The sequence below is a fragment of the Enterobacter wuhouensis genome (assembly GCF_035835995.1).
GTDB classification, from domain to species: Bacteria; Pseudomonadota; Gammaproteobacteria; order Enterobacterales; family Enterobacteriaceae; genus Enterobacter; species Enterobacter wuhouensis.
Window position 1 is genome coordinate 456,350 of the sequence record NZ_CP142124.1, and the last position, 18,072, is coordinate 474,421.

Annotated in this window: 11 protein-coding genes, 1 tRNA gene and 3 rRNA genes; 7 read left to right on the forward strand and 8 right to left on the reverse strand. The window is 53.7% G+C overall.

The window, feature by feature from the left end; genetic code table 11:
- Nucleotides 1-16: 16 nt before the first annotated feature.
- The 5 genes from phnE to VPX56_RS02250 form a co-directional block, all read right to left on the reverse strand.
- Entirely contained in the window at nucleotides 17-796 is a 780-nt protein-coding gene (gene phnE, locus VPX56_RS02230; RefSeq protein ID WP_023310092.1) for a phosphonate ABC transporter, permease protein PhnE, read from the reverse strand.
- A 116-nt stretch (nucleotides 797-912) separates the two neighbouring features.
- Complete coding sequence (gene phnD, locus VPX56_RS02235; RefSeq protein ID WP_326469613.1) at nucleotides 913-1,929, reverse strand: phosphonate ABC transporter substrate-binding protein; 1,017 nt, start codon at nucleotides 1,927-1,929, stop codon at nucleotides 913-915.
- A 23-nt stretch (nucleotides 1,930-1,952) separates the two neighbouring features.
- Entirely contained in the window at nucleotides 1,953-2,741 is a 789-nt protein-coding gene (phnC, locus tag VPX56_RS02240; protein WP_326469615.1) for a phosphonate ABC transporter ATP-binding protein, read from the reverse strand.
- A gap of 173 nt (nucleotides 2,742-2,914) precedes the next feature.
- Complete coding sequence (yjdN, locus tag VPX56_RS02245; RefSeq protein WP_326469617.1) at nucleotides 2,915-3,346, reverse strand: VOC family metalloprotein YjdN; 432 nt, start codon at nucleotides 3,344-3,346, stop codon at nucleotides 2,915-2,917.
- 80 nt (nucleotides 3,347-3,426) lie between these two features.
- Nucleotides 3,427-3,762: a zinc ribbon domain-containing protein YjdM gene (locus VPX56_RS02250; protein WP_131635947.1), complete on the reverse strand. Its 336-nt coding sequence runs from the start codon at nucleotides 3,760-3,762 to the stop codon at nucleotides 3,427-3,429.
- A 599-nt stretch (nucleotides 3,763-4,361) separates the two neighbouring features.
- Here VPX56_RS02250 and crfC point away from each other — a divergent pair.
- The gene (gene crfC / locus VPX56_RS02255; RefSeq protein ID WP_326469620.1) at nucleotides 4,362-6,716 is read left to right on the forward strand and encodes a clamp-binding protein CrfC; all 2,355 of its coding nucleotides are present in this window, start codon (nucleotides 4,362-4,364) and stop codon (nucleotides 6,714-6,716) included.
- Nucleotides 6,713-7,588, forward strand: a complete 876-nt coding sequence (locus VPX56_RS02260; protein WP_131635949.1) for a diguanylate cyclase regulator RdcB family protein — start codon at nucleotides 6,713-6,715, stop codon at nucleotides 7,586-7,588. The genes crfC and VPX56_RS02260 overlap by 4 nt, the downstream gene beginning before the upstream one ends.
- 43 nt (nucleotides 7,589-7,631) lie before the next feature.
- On the opposite strand, the gene kdgT is transcribed toward VPX56_RS02260, so the two are convergent.
- Entirely contained in the window at nucleotides 7,632-8,624 is a 993-nt protein-coding gene (kdgT, locus tag VPX56_RS02265; RefSeq protein WP_326469622.1) for a 2-keto-3-deoxygluconate transporter, read from the reverse strand.
- A 649-nt stretch (nucleotides 8,625-9,273) separates the two neighbouring features.
- Between kdgT and proP the strand changes: the two genes are divergently transcribed.
- Nucleotides 9,274-10,776, forward strand: coding sequence for a glycine betaine/L-proline transporter ProP (gene proP / locus VPX56_RS02270; RefSeq protein WP_131635951.1), 1,503 nt, complete (start codon nucleotides 9,274-9,276; stop codon nucleotides 10,774-10,776).
- Nucleotides 10,777-10,808: 32 nt separating this feature from the next.
- Here proP and VPX56_RS02275 read toward each other — a convergent pair whose 3' ends face one another.
- Nucleotides 10,809-11,762 (reverse strand): nickel/cobalt transporter, encoded by a 954-nt coding sequence (locus tag VPX56_RS02275; RefSeq protein ID WP_326469623.1) that lies wholly within the window; start codon nucleotides 11,760-11,762, stop codon nucleotides 10,809-10,811.
- 493 nt (nucleotides 11,763-12,255) lie between these two features.
- Here VPX56_RS02275 and VPX56_RS02280 point away from each other — a divergent pair.
- The 4 genes from VPX56_RS02280 to rrf all read left to right on the forward strand — a co-directional run bounded on the left by VPX56_RS02280 (nucleotide 12,256) and on the right by rrf (nucleotide 17,231).
- A 16S ribosomal RNA gene (locus tag VPX56_RS02280) occupies nucleotides 12,256-13,795 on the forward strand.
- Between the two features lie 85 nt (nucleotides 13,796-13,880).
- A tRNA-Glu gene (locus tag VPX56_RS02285) sits at nucleotides 13,881-13,956 on the forward strand.
- Between the two features lie 184 nt (nucleotides 13,957-14,140).
- A 23S ribosomal RNA gene (locus tag VPX56_RS02290) occupies nucleotides 14,141-17,046 on the forward strand.
- 69 nt (nucleotides 17,047-17,115) lie between these two features.
- Nucleotides 17,116-17,231, forward strand: a 5S ribosomal RNA gene (gene rrf, locus VPX56_RS02295).
- The 16S, 23S and 5S rRNA genes sit together here with 1 tRNA gene alongside, the layout of an rRNA operon.
- A gap of 218 nt (nucleotides 17,232-17,449) precedes the next feature.
- Here rrf and VPX56_RS02300 read toward each other — a convergent pair.
- Nucleotides 17,450-18,055, reverse strand: a complete 606-nt coding sequence (locus VPX56_RS02300) for a DUF2238 domain-containing protein (protein ID WP_326469624.1) — start codon at nucleotides 18,053-18,055, stop codon at nucleotides 17,450-17,452.
- Nucleotides 18,056-18,072: the final 17 nt, after the last annotated feature.

Here is an 18,072-nt window from a genome sequence, read left to right on the forward strand (position 1 = left end):
AACAAAGCCTCGTTTCTCAGATGAAGTGCTTACGCAAACGTTGAGAGAGGAAATCCAGCAGGCTGACGGTGACGATGATGAGCACCATCAGTGCGCAGGTTTGCTGGAACTGGAAACCGCGAATCGCTTCCCACAGGGTGACGCCAATCCCGCCTGCGCCCACCATGCCGACCACGGTGGCGGAGCGGACGTTGGACTCAAAGCGGTACAGGGAGTAGGAGATCAGCAGCGGCATCACCTGCGGCAGGACGCCGTAAAGGATCTCTTCGATTTTGTTCGCGCCCGTGGCGCGAATGCCTTCCACCGGGCCGGGCTCGATGGCTTCGACCGCTTCGGAGAGCAGCTTGGAGAGCACGCCGGTAGTGTGGATAAACAGCGCCATGACGCCGGCGAACGGACCCAGGCCGACGGCCACCACGAACAGCATGGCAAACACCATTTCGTTGATGGCGCGGCAGGCGTCCATCAGGCGACGCATCGGCTGGTATATCCACCACGGCACGATGTTTTCGGCGCTCATCAGGCCAAACGGAATGGAGAGCACGACGGCAAGGGCGGTGCCCCAGACGGCGATTTGCAGGGTGACCGCCATTTCGCTGAGATAGTCCTGCCACTGGCTGAAGTCCGGCGGGAAGAAGTCGGCGGCGAAGGTCGCCATGTTGCCTGCGTCTTTGAAGAGCAGCAGCGGATCCATTTCCGCGCCCTTCCAGGAGATAACCAGCACCGCCAGCAGGATGGCCCAGCTTATGAGCGAGAACCAGCTGCGCTTCGGCGGCGGGAGGGTGATGGTTTGCATGTTGGCTCCTTTGGGTTTAGTCCCCTCTCCCTGAGGGAGAGGGTTAGGGTGAGGGGGAAATGTGCGCGCTGATGCCCTCACCCCGGCCCTCTCCCACGGGGAGAGGGAGAAAGGCACTACTGCACTGCTTTATTCACGCTGGTCATTGCACCGAGCGCGGCGGTCAGGCGGTCGAGATCGTCCAGCTGGGCCTGAATTTCAGAGACTTTGCTGGTCTTCTCTTCGTCCTTCAGCCCTTTGTTGTCCTTCACGCCCTGCATCTGCTTGAACAGCGCCAGCTGGCGAATCGGGACCAGCTGCAGGTCGCTGGAGGCGCGGAACGGTGCCCAGCCCAGACGTTCAAGAACCGCTTTCTCTTCCGGCGTTTTGCCATAGGTCATAAAGAAGTCGTACACCTTGTCCTTGGTGCTTTCGGAGAGATTTTTACGCCACACGATCGGATCGCCGGGGATCAGCGGCGATTTCCAGATGACCTTGATTTCCTTCAGCTTGTCCGGCGCGGAGGTCTTCAGCTTGTCGAGGTTTTCGGTGTTGTTGGTGGCAACGTCCACCTGCTTGTTGGCCACGGCCAGGGCGTTAGTTTCGTGGCTGGCGTTCACCGTGCGTTTGAAGTCGCTGGCGGAGGCGTTGTTTTTGGCGAAGACGTAATAGCCAGGGACGAGGAAGCCGGAGGTGGAGTTCGGGTCACCGTTGCCAAACGTCAGATCTTTGCGTTTGGCGAGCAGGTCGTTGAGGTTGTTGATCGGGCTGTCTTTGTTGACGATCAGCACGCTCCAGTAGCCCGGGGAGCCGTCTGCCGCAACGGTCTGGGCGAAGACCTGGCCGTTCGCGCGGTCTACCGCTTCCATGGCGGAGAGGTTGCCGTACCAGGCGATGTCCACTTTATTAAAGCGCATCCCCTGGATGATGCCCGCGTAGTCCGGGGCGAAGAAGGCGTTCACTTTGATCCCCAGCTTGGTTTCCATATCTTTCAGGAACGGCTCCCACTGGGGCTTCAGGTTCTGCTGTGATTCCGTCGAAATGATGCCAAAGTTCAGCGCTTTTTCCTGCTCCTCGGCGTGGGCCGGGCTTAGCAGAGTGCTGATGCTGAACATGCTGGTGAAGGCCAGCGCGGCAACCGTTTTATAGCTCATGTCCATTCCTCGTTATGGGGACGTTATGCAGCCTGGGCGCGCTCTTCGACGCGGTTTACGCTGCGGTAGAGATGGTCAAAACGTTCGTTATCAAACTGATGGCTCGCGCCGTCAAAGAACACGTGACCCTGACGCAGGGCCACGATGCGCTCGCAGTAGCGCAGGGCGTAATCCACCTGGTGCAGCGTCACCACTACGGTGATGCCGTCGTTCTGGTTAATGTCGTGCAGGGTTTCCATCACGATGCGGGCGGACTCCGGGTCCAGCGAGGCGATGGGTTCATCGGCAAGAATGATTTTTGCTTTCTGCATCAGCGCGCGGGCAATGGCGACGCGCTGCTGTTGTCCACCGGACAGGGTGGAGACGCGCTGGTGGGCGAAATGCGCCATGCCGACGCGGGTCAGCGCCTGTAAGGCTTCCTGCTTCTGGGAAGGGGAGAACCAGCGCAGACAGGTGCGCCAGAACGGAGTGCTGCCGAGCGCGCCAATCAGCACGTTCTCCAGCACCGTCAGGCGGTTCACCAGGTTGAACTGCTGGAAGATGTAGCCCGTCTGGGCGCGGCTTTTGCGGATATCGTTCGCCAGCCGCCCGGCGCGCTGCACGGTGTTGCCCAGCAGTTCGACGTGGCTTTCCGGCGTTTTATCGCAGGTAATGAGGCCGCTTAAATGACGTAGTAGGGTGGATTTACCCGAGCCGGACGGCCCGAGCAGCGCCACCATGTCGCCCTGCTGGACGGTCAGATCAACGGCGTGCAGAGCCTTATTGTGGTGAAAGGTCTTGCTCAGTTTCTCGACGCGGATGACGGTTTGCATGTGCTGGGCCTCACGATAAATGTGGCCTCATGCTGGCGCATCAATATGACATTTGGGTTAAGTGCAGGTTGCGGGAGTTTGAAGAGTTGAGGGGAGTTTGATGACAATCACCGTAGGCCCGGTCAGCGCAGCGCCACCGGGCGCTGTTGCCGGATGCGCTGCGCTTATCCGGCCTACGATTTAACAACGTTAATCATCCACGGCACGCCGTATTTATCGGTGACTTTACCGAATCCGTGCGCCCAGAAGGTCTCCTGCCATGCCATTTCGATATTCCCGCCATCGGCGAGGCTATCGAACCAGCGCTTGCCTTCCGACACATCCTGCGAGTCGAGCACTAGCGTAAAGCCCGCGTACTGCGCGCTGCTGCCCGGCGGCAGACCGTCACTCATCATGATGTCGCTGCCCGCGATGCGAACGTTGGAGTGGGCGATGGCGGAATCCGGGAAGTTCATGCCTGACGGACAGCCCTCTTCACTGTTTTCGTCTTTTGGCATTTCGCCGAAGGTGATTTTGTAGAGGAGTTCTGCGCCGACGGCCTGCTGATAGAAGGCGGTGGCCTCTGCGCAGTTGCCGGCGAAAGAGATGTAGGGACTTAACGGCATAATCATTACCTCAGGTAAGAGAAGCCCATTAAGTTTAGTTGTTGTAGGCCCGGTAAGCGAAGCACCACCGGGCGGATAAATCAGTTCTTTTTCACGAACTCAGATTTCAGCTTCATTGGACCGAAACCGTCAATTTTGCAGTCGATATTATGATCGCCTTCAACCAGGCGGATATTCTTCACTTTGGTGCCAATCTTCAGCATGGAAGAACTGCCTTTCACTTTCAGATCTTTCACCACGGTGACGCTGTCGCCGTCGGCCAGAAGGTTGCCGTTCGCATCTTTCACAACCAGCGCATCGCTGTCCTGCGACGGCTCTGCGTCATTCCATTCGTGAGCACATTCCGGGCAGATGAACATGCCATTATCTTCATAGGTGTATTCAGAATTGCATTTCGGGCAGTGTGGGAGTTGCATAAGGGTATCCTCAAAAAAGTGCTTAACACGCTGGAAAGTGCCAGCAAAATGACGGCAGAGTGCCGAAAAAGGCGGCAAGTATAGCGCAAATCCACAATGTTGTCGGTGATATTGTTTAATAAAAAAGTGTTGAAAGTGTGTCGCGAGTGACACTTTCTGTCAGTCATTTAAGCGATGCTTGTTCCATTAACTCATCAGGAAGCAATGATGCTAAATATATCGAATATTTTATTGCATCAAATTGCTACGCTCCTTCATTTCGGATAAGGTTAAGCATCACGTTGTTATTATCTTCGGCCTTCACCGCAATACACCTCGTATGGCGGGGGGAGAATTACCTCCCTTTTTAGGTGGGTAAATAATGACGATATATCCTGAAATTTCCCAAAACTGGGCTACGCTTTTTATCTTTTTGGTTTTTGACCAGAAGAAGCGTTTTGCTTGCCATACAAGGATAGCAATATATTTCTGATTATCATCAATCAGTTATATTTTAGTGAACATGTTTTCCACACGTGATCATATAAGCCAAAACAACATAATAAAAATCAGGTGGCTTAATAAAAGTAATAAATTTGCGTTAAGGAAAGTCTTTTATCATGCACACACAAACCATTTTTGAATTAAGCCAGGAAGCCGAGCGTTTGTTACAGCTCGCATTGCAGAATCTTGATACGTTGAAATCAATGCCAATTGCGATGCTGGATAGCGCCGCGACGGCCATTACGGGTCAAACAAACAACGTCTTGCCTTTGCACTTTAGCGCGCGCGGTGTCGAGGCACAGCAGGCGATGCTGAATAATGAATTACGCAAAATAACCCGCCTGGAGATGGTATTAGCAATTGTCGGCACGATGAAAGCGGGAAAATCGACCACGATTAATGCGATTGTGGGCACCGAAGTGCTGCCTAATCGCAATCGTCCTATGACGGCGCTTCCCACGTTGATTCGCCACACCCCGGGCCAGAAAGAGCCGGTGCTGCATTTCTCTCATGTCTCCCCAATTGATGGTTTGATTACGCAGTTACAGCAAAAGCTTTGCGATTACGACCGGGGAAAACTGGCCCAGCGTCTGGAAATTGATAAAGACATGATTACGCTGCTTGAGCGAATCGAAAAAGCGGAAGCCTTTGAAAAACACTATTTGGGCGCGCAGCCCATTTTCCACTGTTTGAAAAGCCTCAACGATCTGGTTCGACTGTCTCTTGCGCTGGGCGTCGATTTCCCGTTCGCCGAATATGCGTCGATCGAACACATCCCGGTCATAGAGGTGGAATTTGTCCACCTCGCGGGCCTGGACGCTCATCCGGGACAGTTAACGTTACTTGATACGCCGGGGCCAAACGAAGCCGGGCAGCCGCATCTGCAAAAAATGCTCAGCGAACAGCTGGCGCGAGCGTCGGCGGTGCTGGCAGTGATGGATTACACCCAGCTCAAGTCCATTTCCGATGAAGAGGTTCGGCAGGCGATTTCTGCGGCGGGTAAATCGGTGCCTCTCTATGCGCTGGTGAATAAGTTCGACCAGAAAGACCGCAACAGCGACGACGAAGAGCAGGTCAGGGCGATGATTTCCGGCACATTAATGAAGGGAAACATTTCCCCAGGCCAGATTTATCCCGTTTCGTCGATGTGGGCCTATCTGGCGAACCGCGCGCGGTACGAAATGTCCGCTAACGGTCGGTTACCGGATCACCAGGAGCAGCGCTGGGTGCAGGATTTTGCCGAAGCCGCGCTTGGGCGACGCTGGCGTACGGCGGATTTAGACGATATCGACCATATCCGTCACGCCGCCGACCTGCTGTGGGAAGATTCGCTGTTTGAGCAGCCGATCCGCAAGCTGATTTATGCGGCTTATGCCAACGCGTCTTTGTTTGCTCTGCGTTCGGCGTCGCATAAGTTACTTAACTATGCGCAAAACGCCCGGGAGTATCTCGATTTTCGTCATCAGGGACTGACGGTGGCGTTTGAGGCGCTGGAACTCAATATTGCCCGTCTTGAAGAGGATATGACCCTGCTGCAAACCCGCCAGCGCGTGGTCAGCGATGAAGTGAAGCATGAAGTCGAGCAGGCGCTTAGTGCGACAGATGATTTTATGGCTTTGCAGCGAAACGCGCTCCGCCAGGCGATTGGGCATATCTTTAGCAGGAAGAACATTCTGGATGTGGGCGGCCTTGATCCACTGAGTTTACGCGGCGGTGAGCCAGATGAAATGCACCAGCTGGTGCTGGAAGATGAGGGGCAGGCCCAGATCGCGCTGAATAAAATCCGCTCGTCCTGCGAGCTGATCATGCTGGACGTGCAGAGCAAGATCGGTCGGGAGCTGGCGTTGCGTTTCGATCAGCTGGAATCGACGCTGGCCCGTTCGCTGAATGAGGCGATGCGGCCCATCGAAACGCGCATCAAAGAGCAGCTCAGCCATGCCGGTTTCCGGGCGCGGATTAGCTTTCCGTCATTTCAGGCAAATCAGCTAAACATCAATACGCGGGGGTTGTTCAACGGTGCGATTGCGCAGGATAACCGCCCTGCGGGACAGGTGTCCGGCGCGGGCAGCATGCGTGAAACGGTGTCGCGATGGCTGAATAATCCAGGCTGGGGCTGGGAGGATTATGTGGTGACGCGCACGCGATACGTCATTGATATTGCGCAGCTGCATGAGAAATTTAAACAGCATATCGATCAGTTTTGCGAACAAATTCGTAAAGCTTTGGCCGCGCAGGTCGATGTCTCTGTTACGGCGGGTATGGCAACGTTCTTTGCAGAATTTTCGTTGTGCCTGACCGGGTTACAGGAAAGCTTGCGTGATAGCCTCGCGGTGCGTCAGCAAAATGAGCATTCGACACGAGCGCTCAGCCAGCTGCTGAAGCAAAGCCTTACGACTGCGACGTGGATTCAGGAAGATACCCGACTGTTACGCGATGATATTCAAACTCTATTCGCGGCAGAGCAACCATGACAACACAGCTACTGGACGGTCCCGGGCGGACGCTGGAGTGCATTCATCCTAAATTTATGGTCGATCTGGTGCAGGGGGTGGACGCTGCGCGTCATTCCCACCTGGGGCAGCAGCAGCTGCAGTTTCGTGAGCGTTTGACTCAGGAGATCATGACGCACACCCGGCTTCGGCCCTGGGCAATGGCGGGAATGCTCAACGAAAATGCGGCCCTGCGTCTCGGGCTGGCAGAAAAGCTGGCCGGTATGCTTGACCCCGGACATCTTGCGCTCACCCGCATGGCGGACAAACTGATTGCGCTGCGCCAGCAATCGAGTCTGCGAGTTGCACAGCCACCGGGTCTGATGCAGCAGTACGACGAACTCTCTTCTCATTTCAACCAACGCGCCGCCTATAAAGAAAAGGCACTTAGCCAGCGTGGGCTGACGGTGCAGGCAGGCGAGCATAGCGAACAGATTTTTACCCGCTGGCGAGCCGGAAACTACGACGGCTGGTCGCTGGCCGGGCGCTGCTATATTGCGCTGGAAGAGCTGCGCTGGGGGGCATTTGGAGATGCATGCCGTCTGGCGAATGACGACGTCGCGGCAATGCTGAAGGATAATCTACGCAGCATGGCGGCGAACTATCTTGCGCAGGGGATTAATGCTTCTCCTTCGACCCGACATTTTTATCATCAATGGCTGACGACGCCTGCGGCAATCGGATTAATGGATCATAAAGAGATGCTGGGGTGGTTGGGCGACTGGTGTCAGGCAGATAAACATCCGGTGAGCTGGTCGGTGACGCAGAACTGGCAGACTGTCGCGCTAGGGATGCCGCGGCTCTGTTCGGCGAAACGCCTCGTGGATGGGATGGTGGAAGAGATTTTTGGTTGAACCCCTCTCCCCACAGGAGAGAGGGATGGTTTGGTGCGGTGTATTAATGATGAAGTTCTACCGCTGTCTGTTCTAATTTCTGCTCGGGTACAACTCCGTAGCGTTTCGCATACAGCGCCGTGATGATGGGGACCAGAATCGCGGTGACAATGACGCTGGCGGCAACCAGTGCTGTCGCAGAAGCGGCGACCGGTTCGAAGGCCGGGTTAATTTGGGCAATAATCACCGGGTTTGCGACAGCAGCGCCTGCGGCTGATGAGGCCGCCACGCCCGCGGTGCCGTTTCCTCCCCCAATCACACGGTCGGCAATAATCAGTGGAATGCCGGTGATGATGATGACCGCCACGCCCAGCACGATGCCCAGCAGACCGGTATCGAGGATCACGTTCAGATTGATGGTGTTACCCAGCGCGAAGCCGAAGAACGGAATCAGCACCGGCGTCGCTTTGCTGAAGAAATCACGCAGGTCGTGGTCCAGGTTACCCAGCGCAAAACCGATCAGGAATGGCAGGATCGCGCCGACAAAGTGATGCGGTTCAAAGGATGCCAGACCCGCAGAGCCCAGAATAAGCATCGTCATCAGCGGGCCGGATTCCAGCGACATTAGCACGAACGCGCCGGATTCTTCTTTGGTGCCGTACTGGTTCATCAGGCTGGCGTACAGACCGCCGTTGGTCATGTCCATTGCAGAGACGATTGCCAGAACGGATAACCCGGCGAAAAATCCGGTCTGAATGCCATTCTCCGGAATGAACGTTGCACAGATCATTGCCACTATCCATGCTACGGCAATTTTGGTAATCACTAACGTCCCGGATTTACGTAATACCGTACCCGTAGCGCGTAAATTAATAGATGCTCCGATACAGAAGAACCATACTGCCAGGATGGGTACGGTCCCAGTGATCATCCCTTTTGTAAAACCACCAAAATATGCGCCGGTGTTAGGTGCGAGTGTATTCAGGATCGCGCCCAGCACCAGCGGGACCAGCATCATCCCTCCGGGGATGCGTTCTATTGTGGCTTTAATTTTCATGTTTAACCCTCACATCGCGCTCCGCGTAACTGGCGGAGGGTGTTAAAAAATAAATCAATAAATTCAAGTGATTAACTGAAATTCGTTACAGCTAATTCGTTATCCATGCAGCGAAATTAAATTTGTGCGTTCTACAATCTCCATCTGAAAGCACGTCAGGATGTTGTATTCGGATTTATCATGCGATCATTGGAATTACGATTCAATGAAAATAAAACAGTGTTTTAGTTATCTCGATCACATATTTAATGTAAACAAAAGAATGGGCTCTGGATAATTAATGTTTATGTAAATCTGATGTGAAGAAATGTGACTGATTATTTGTTGCTCAGGGGATAATTACCTGCGTGAAAATATTGTTTAGAAGGGGGTTAAGGAAGTGCTCATTCGCGATAATTGACACAGACTGACGTCAGTTGAAGAACGATAAAGATATGTGTGAAGTTGATCACAAATATAAACGCTGGTAGGGTAAAAAGGTCATTAACTGCCCACACAGGCGTCAACAGGTTCGGTTGTATCGATGTAAAACGTCAATGTAAGTAAACCTGCTACGCTTGAATAAGGTGATTCGCATGGAGCGAATCCCAGGTTCACAGATCGCGAACGGGACTGTGAAATGGACAGGGCTGAGTCTACGAGGAAAGCTATGCTTAGAAGGAAAAAGGTTAAACCCATCACGCTTCGCGACGTCACTATTATCGATGACGCAAAACTGCGTAAAGCGATCACCGCCGCCTCGCTCGGTAATGCGATGGAATGGTTCGATTTTGGTGTCTACGGCTTTGTAGCCTACGCATTAGGTAAAGTGTTCTTCCCCGGTGCCGATCCCAGCCTGCAGATGATTGCGGCGCTAGGGACTTTCTCTGTTCCCTTCCTGATCCGCCCGTTGGGTGGCCTGTTCTTTGGTATGCTCGGTGACAAATACGGGCGCCAGAAAATACTCGCTATCACCATTGTTATTATGTCGATCAGTACATTCTGTATCGGCCTGATACCGTCCTATGCCACCATCGGCATTTGGGCTCCGATATTACTGTTGCTTTGTAAGATGGCTCAGGGCTTTTCCGTTGGCGGAGAATATACCGGTGCGTCGATCTTCGTAGCGGAGTACTCCCCTGACCGTAAGCGCGGCTTCATGGGAAGCTGGCTGGACTTCGGCTCCATTGCCGGGTTTGTGATGGGCGCGGGCGTTGTCGTTCTGATTTCAACCGTCGTCGGTGAAGAGAACTTCCTCGACTGGGGCTGGCGTATCCCGTTCTTTATCGCCCTTCCGCTGGGCATCATTGGCCTTTACCTGCGCCATGCGCTGGAAGAGACGCCTGCATTCCAGCAGCACGTTGAAAAGCTTGAGCAGGGCGATCGTGAAGGGCTGCAGGACGGCCCGAAAGTCTCCTTCAAAGAGATTGCGACTAAACACTGGCGCAGTCTGCTGACCTGTATCGGTCTGGTGATTTCCACCAACGTGACCTACTACATGCTGCTGACCTACATGCCGAGCTATCTGTCGCATAACCTGCACTACTCGGAAGATCACGGTGTACTGATCATTATCGCCATCATGGTGGGTATGCTGTTTGTGCAGCCGATTATGGGCCTGTTGAGCGACCGCTTCGGTCGTCGACCGTTCATCATCCTGGGCAGCGTGGCGCTATTTGCACTGGCGATCCCGGCCTTTATTCTGATCAACAGTAATGTGCTGGGGCTGATTTTCGCCGGCCTGCTGATGCTGGCGGTGATCCTGAACTGCTTTATCGGGGTGATGGCGTCTACATTACCTGCGATGTTCCCGACGCACATTCGATACAGTGCTCTGGCGGCGGCGTTCAATATCTCCGTGCTGATTGCCGGCCTGACGCCGACGCTTGCCGCCTCTCTGGTGGAAAGTACGCAGAACCTGATGATGCCGGCTTACTATCTGATGGTTATTGCTGTTATTGGCCTGGCAACCGGCCTGACCATGAAGGAAACGGCGAACCGTCCTCTGAAAGGGGCGACGCCTGCGGCATCGGATATCCAGGAAGCGAAAGAGATCCTCCGCGAGCACTACGATAACGTAGAGCAGAAGATTGAGGATATTGACGCAGAGATAGAAGAGCTGCAGAAAAAACGCACCCGTCTGGTCGATCAACATCCACGGATTAACGAGTAACAAAAAACCCGCCTCTGGCGGGTTTTCTTTTATTAGCATCCGGCGGCGATGTAGTCACCGTTGGCGCTGATGGGGATCACCGTCAGGAACAGGACGGTTGCAAAAAGGATTAGCACAATCCCACCGGCAATTCTGAAGGCCGGAACCAGCCAGCTAAGGGAGGCGTCGCCATTAAAGTAAGACACCGTCCGCTCGCGTGCATAACGCACCGCCAATGATAAGCCCATAATAGAAAGAGCCGTACCTACCGACATAGTCATCACCGCCGCCATACCCCAGGTGACAATACCCAGCGCATTCGAGAACATCAGAATCATAATTGCGCCGCTGCAGGGGCGCGCACCAATTGCCAGGATGATCCCCAGTCGGGTTTTCCAGTCGCCTCTGGTCAGGTCTGCCCCAACGCCATGATGCCCGCAGCCGCACTGCTCGTCATGCTGATGCAACGGAGAGAGTGAACGGATGGACATTCTTTTCGGCTTCAGGCCCTTCAGCGTCTGGTAAATGATAAACGCACCGAAGGCGCCAATCAGCACGGCACTGATTTTCTCTACATACCAGCGGCTGGTGCTGATATCCCCTGATGCGAGGTTCAGGCCAACGGCCAGAATAAAGACAAAGAGGATCGCGCTGACGCCCTGCATCAGGCTGCCAACAAAAGGCACGACGCGTGCGGCAACGTCACTCTCTTTATTCGTGCTGAGATAGGTGGTGACAATGAATTTTCCATGCCCCGGACCGATGGCGTGAAGTACGCCATAAAGGAAAGACCCGGTTAATAGCCATAGACCGCCGCTGTACTGATGGTTATTCAGCTGCAGCAGGTACATTACCAGATAGCGGTGCAAGGCGATCTGCGCGGCGAGGCACCACTGAATAAAGGCGCCCCAGTGTGCATGAAGCGTAAACCCGGCAAGGAGGATCGCCAGTACTAACAGTCCTGCTGTAGGAATGCGCCAGTCTCGGGTGAGACGTTGTGTGACCATGGGGGTAGCCTGCAGGGGAAAAATTTGCCGCTAGTATAGTTGATTTTACCCCTTTGTTCGCTGCCCTGGTCGGTGGATAGGGAGTGAATTGTGGATAAGTCTGTGCGTAAAAGGGTATAAGACGGGGTTTTGCTGGGGAATACAGCAGTCAGTCATTTTTTTGCAACTTTTAGGTTGCGGCCTGCGGAGAACTCCCTATAATGCGCCTCCATCGACACGGCGGATGTGAATCACTTCACAAACAACCCGGTCGGTTGAAGAGAAAAAATCCTGAAATAACGGGTTGACTCTGAAAGAGGAAAGCGTAATATACGCCACCTCGCAACGGTGAGCGAAAGCCGCGTTGCACTGCTCTTTAACAATTTATCAGACAATCTGTGTGGGCACTCAAAGTGACATGGATTCTTAATGTCTTCGGACAATAAATGAATACCAAGTCTCTGAGTGAACATACGTAATTCATTACGAAGTTTAATTCACGAGCATCAAACTTAAATTGAAGAGTTTGATCATGGCTCAGATTGAACGCTGGCGGCAGGCCTAACACATGCAAGTCGAGCGGTAGCACAGGGAGCTTGCTCCTGGGTGACGAGCGGCGGACGGGTGAGTAATGTCTGGGAAACTGCCTGATGGAGGGGGATAACTACTGGAAACGGTAGCTAATACCGCATAACGTCGCAAGACCAAAGAGGGGGACCTTCGGGCCTCTTGCCATCAGATGTGCCCAGATGGGATTAGCTAGTAGGTGGGGTAACGGCTCACCTAGGCGACGATCCCTAGCTGGTCTGAGAGGATGACCAGCCACACTGGAACTGAGACACGGTCCAGACTCCTACGGGAGGCAGCAGTGGGGAATATTGCACAATGGGCGCAAGCCTGATGCAGCCATGCCGCGTGTATGAAGAAGGCCTTCGGGTTGTAAAGTACTTTCAGCGAGGAGGAAGGTGTTGAGGTTAATAACCTCAGCAATTGACGTTACTCGCAGAAGAAGCACCGGCTAACTCCGTGCCAGCAGCCGCGGTAATACGGAGGGTGCAAGCGTTAATCGGAATTACTGGGCGTAAAGCGCACGCAGGCGGTCTGTCAAGTCGGATGTGAAATCCCCGGGCTCAACCTGGGAACTGCATTCGAAACTGGCAGGCTAGAGTCTTGTAGAGGGGGGTAGAATTCCAGGTGTAGCGGTGAAATGCGTAGAGATCTGGAGGAATACCGGTGGCGAAGGCGGCCCCCTGGACAAAGACTGACGCTCAGGTGCGAAAGCGTGGGGAGCAAACAGGATTAGATACCCTGGTAGTCCACGCCGTAAACGATGTCGACTTGGAGGTTGTGCCCTTGAGGCGTGGCTTCCGGAGCTAACGCGTTAAGTCGACCGCCTGGGGAGTACGGCCGCAAGGTTAAAACTCAAATGAATTGACGGGGGCCCGCACAAGCGGTGGAGCATGTGGTTTAATTCGATGCAACGCGAAGAACCTTACCTACTCTTGACATCCAGAGAACTTAGCAGAGATGCTTTGGTGCCTTCGGGAACTCTGAGACAGGTGCTGCATGGCTGTCGTCAGCTCGTGTTGTGAAATGTTGGGTTAAGTCCCGCAACGAGCGCAACCCTTATCCTTTGTTGCCAGCGGTTAGGCCGGGAACTCAAAGGAGACTGCCAGTGATAAACTGGAGGAAGGTGGGGATGACGTCAAGTCATCATGGCCCTTACGAGTAGGGCTACACACGTGCTACAATGGCGCATACAAAGAGAAGCGACCTCGCGAGAGCAAGCGGACCTCATAAAGTGCGTCGTAGTCCGGATTGGAGTCTGCAACTCGACTCCATGAAGTCGGAATCGCTAGTAATCGTAGATCAGAATGCTACGGTGAATACGTTCCCGGGCCTTGTACACACCGCCCGTCACACCATGGGAGTGGGTTGCAAAAGAAGTAGGTAGCTTAACCTTCGGGAGGGCGCTTACCACTTTGTGATTCATGACTGGGGTGAAGTCGTAACAAGGTAACCGTAGGGGAACCTGCGGTTGGATCACCTCCTTACCTTAAAGAACCTGCCTTTGCAGTGCTCACACAGATTGTCTGATGAAAAGTAAATAGCAAGGCGTCTTGCGATTGAGACTTCAGTGTCCCCTTCGTCTAGAGGCCCAGGACACCGCCCTTTCACGGCGGTAACAGGGGTTCGAATCCCCTAGGGGACGCCACTTGCTGGTTCGTGAGTGAAAGTCGCCGACCTCCATATCTCAAAACTCATCTTTGGGTGACGTTTGAGATATTTGCTCTTTAAAAATCTGGATCAAGCTGAAAATTGAAACGACACACCTTTAATGGTGTGTTCGAGTCTCTCAAATTTTCGCAATCATGAAGTGAAACATCTTCGGGTTGTGAGGTTAAGCGACTAAGCGTACACGGTGGATGCCCTGGCAGTCAGAGGCGATGAAGGACGTGCTAATCTGCGAAAAGCGCCGGCGAGGTGATATGAACCTTTGACCCGGCGATGTCCGAATGGGGAAACCCAGTGTGTTCCGACACACTATCGTTAACTGAATACATAGGTTAACGAGGCGAACCGGGGGAACTGAAACATCTAAGTACCCCGAGGAAAAGAAATCAACCGAGATTCCCCCAGTAGCGGCGAGCGAACGGGGAGCAGCCCAGAGTCTGAATCAGCTTGTGTGTTAGTGGAAGCGTCTGGAAAGTCGCAGGGTACAGGGTGATACTCCCGTACACGAAAGCACACATGCTGTGAACTCGAAGAGTAGGGCGGGACACGTGGTATCCTGTCTGAATATGGGGGGACCATCCTCCAAGGCTAAATACTCCTGACTGACCGATAGTGAACCAGTACCGTGAGGGAAAGGCGAAAAGAACCCCGGCGAGGGGAGTGAAAAAGAACCTGAAACCGTGTACGTACAAGCAGTGGGAGCCTCTTTATGGGGTGACTGCGTACCTTTTGTATAATGGGTCAGCGACTTATATTCTGTAGCAAGGTTAACCGTATAGGGGAGCCGAAGGGAAACCGAGTCTTAACTGGGCGTTAAGTTGCAGGGTATAGACCCGAAACCCGGTGATCTAGCCATGGGCAGGTTGAAGGTTGGGTAACACTAACTGGAGGACCGAACCGACTAATGTTGAAAAATTAGCGGATGACTTGTGGCTGGGGGTGAAAGGCCAATCAAACCGGGAGATAGCTGGTTCTCCCCGAAAGCTATTTAGGTAGCGCCTCGTGAACTCATCTTCGGGGGTAGAGCACTGTTTCGGCTAGGGGGCCATCCCGGCTTACCAACCCGATGCAAACTACGAATACCGAAGAATGTTATCACGGGAGACACACGGCGGGTGCTAACGTCCGTCGTGAAGAGGGAAACAACCCAGACCGCCAGCTAAGGTCCCAAAGTCATGGTTAAGTGGGAAACGATGTGGGAAGGCACAGACAGCCAGGATGTTGGCTTAGAAGCAGCCATCATTTAAAGAAAGCGTAATAGCTCACTGGTCGAGTCGGCCTGCGCGGAAGATGTAACGGGGCTAAACCATGCACCGAAGCTGCGGCAGCGACGCGTATGCGTTGTTGGGTAGGGGAGCGTTCTGTAAGCCGTTGAAGGTGGCCTGTGAGGGCTGCTGGAGGTATCAGAAGTGCGAATGCTGACATAAGTAACGATAATGCGGGTGAAAAGCCCGCACGCCGGAAGACCAAGGGTTCCTGTCCAACGTTAATCGGGGCAGGGTGAGTCGACCCCTAAGGCGAGGCCGAAAGGCGTAGTCGATGGGAAACAGGTTAATATTCCTGTACTTGGTGTTACTGCGAAGGGGGGACGGAGAAGGCTATGTTAGCCGGGCGACGGTTGTCCCGGTTTAAGCATGTAGGCGGAACGATTAGGTAAATCCGGTCGTTTATTAACGCTGAGGTGTGATGACGAGGCACTACGGTGCTGAAGTAACAAATGCCCTGCTTCCAGGAAAAGCCTCTAAGCATCAGGTAACACGAAATCGTACCCCAAACCGACACAGGTGGTCAGGTAGAGAATACCAAGGCGCTTGAGAGAACTCGGGTGAAGGAACTAGGCAAAATGGTGCCGTAACTTCGGGAGAAGGCACGCTGATATGTAGGTGAAGCCCCTGCGGGTGGAGCTGAAATCAGTCGAAGATACCAGCTGGCTGCAACTGTTTATTAAAAACACAGCACTGTGCAAACACGAAAGTGGACGTATACGGTGTGACGCCTGCCCGGTGCCGGAAGGTTAATTGATGGGGTTAGCGGCAACGCGAAGCTCTTGATCGAAGCCCCGGTAAACGGCGGCCGTAACTATAACGGTCCTAAGGTAGCGAAATTCCTTGTCGGGTAAGTTCCGACCTGCACGAATGGCGTAATGATGGCCAGGCTGTCTCCACCCGAGACTCAGTGAAATTGAACTCGCTGTGAAGATGCAGTGTACCCGCGGCAAGACGGAAAGACCCCGTGAACCTTTACTATAGCTTGACACTGAACACTGGTCCTTGATGTGTAGGATAGGTGGGAGGCTTTGAAGCGTGGACGCCAGTCTGCGTGGAGCCGTCCTTGAAATACCACCCTTTAATGGCTGGTGTTCTAACGTAGACCCGTAATCCGGGTTGCGGACAGTGTCTGGTGGGTAGTTTGACTGGGGCGGTCTCCTCCCAAAGAGTAACGGAGGAGCACGAAGGTTAGCTAATCCTGGTCGGACATCAGGAGGTTAGTGCAATGGCATAAGCTAGCTTGACTGCGAGAGTGACGGCTCGAGCAGGTGCGAAAGCAGGTCATAGTGATCCGGTGGTTCTGAATGGAAGGGCCATCGCTCAACGGATAAAAGGTACTCCGGGGATAACAGGCTGATACCGCCCAAGAGTTCATATCGACGGCGGTGTTTGGCACCTCGATGTCGGCTCATCACATCCTGGGGCTGAAGTAGGTCCCAAGGGTATGGCTGTTCGCCATTTAAAGTGGTACGCGAGCTGGGTTTAGAACGTCGTGAGACAGTTCGGTCCCTATCTGCCGTGGGCGCTGGAGAATTGAGGGGGGCTGCTCCTAGTACGAGAGGACCGGAGTGGACGCATCACTGGTGTTCGGGTTGTCATGCCAATGGCATTGCCCGGTAGCTAAATGCGGAAGAGATAAGTGCTGAAAGCATCTAAGCACGAAACTTGCCCCGAGATGAGTTCTCCCTGACTCCTTGAGAGTCCTGAAGGAACGTTGAAGACTACGACGTTGATAGGTCGGGTGTGTAAGCGCAGCGATGCGTTGAGCTAACCGATACTAATGAACCGTGAGGCTTAACCTTACAACGCCGAAGGTGTTTTGGCGAAGAGACGACACGATTTTCAGCTTTGATACAGATTAACAGAATTTGCCTGGCGGCTTTAGCGCGGTGGTCCCACCTGACCCCATGCCGAACTCAGAAGTGAAACGCCGTAGCGCCGATGGTAGTGTGGGGTCTCCCCATGTGAGAGTAGGGAACTGCCAGGCATCAAATAAAATGAAAGGCCCAGTCGAAAGACTGGGCCTTTTGTTTTACGTGTTGTTTGTCGGTGAGCGCTCTCCAGAGTAGGACAAATCCGCCGGGAGCGGATTTGCACAGCACGGAGTGCTACCCGCAGGGTGCCGGGCAGGAAGCCCGGCATACAACTGCCAGGCATCAATTAGAAGAACCCCGTACCGAAAGGTGCGGGGTTTTTTGCTTTTGCTTATCTCAGACGAAGCAATTGCCGCTGATGGAAACGCCCAAGGATCAGCACGGTAGTTAAGGCCCCCAGCAGCGCGCAGAACATATCAGATTGGGTATCCCATGGATCGCCCTGAGTTCCCAGAAAATCATCCGCACCTTGTCCCATCGCCACGGCGGCCCACCATTCAATGAGCTCGTACGTCGCGCTAATGGCCAACGCAACGCAGCACACCAGAAAACTCGTCATCTTATGACCGCGAACATATCCTCCGCGCAGCAAAATTTCGCGCGCAGCCAGTGCAGGAACCAGCCCCTGGAAGAAGTGACCGAGCTTGTCATACGGGTTTCGGCTCAACCCGAACATCTCCTGAACGTCAAAACCAATCGGCACTTTCGCATAGGTGTACATTCCGCCGACCATAAGAATAATGGCGTGAAAGAAAATCAGGGTATAAAGGAGGGGAGTAAGCGGATAACGTCTGTGAGTAGCCAGAAGGAGCGGTATGATGATAATAACGGGCGTCACCTCCATCAACCAGGTGACGCGATCGCCCGTAAACAGGCCAGTATAAATCAGGATAATCAGCAGAAGCAGCGCCCCGCCTTTTAAAGCAGATGTGGTCATGTCGTTTTCTTATGCGG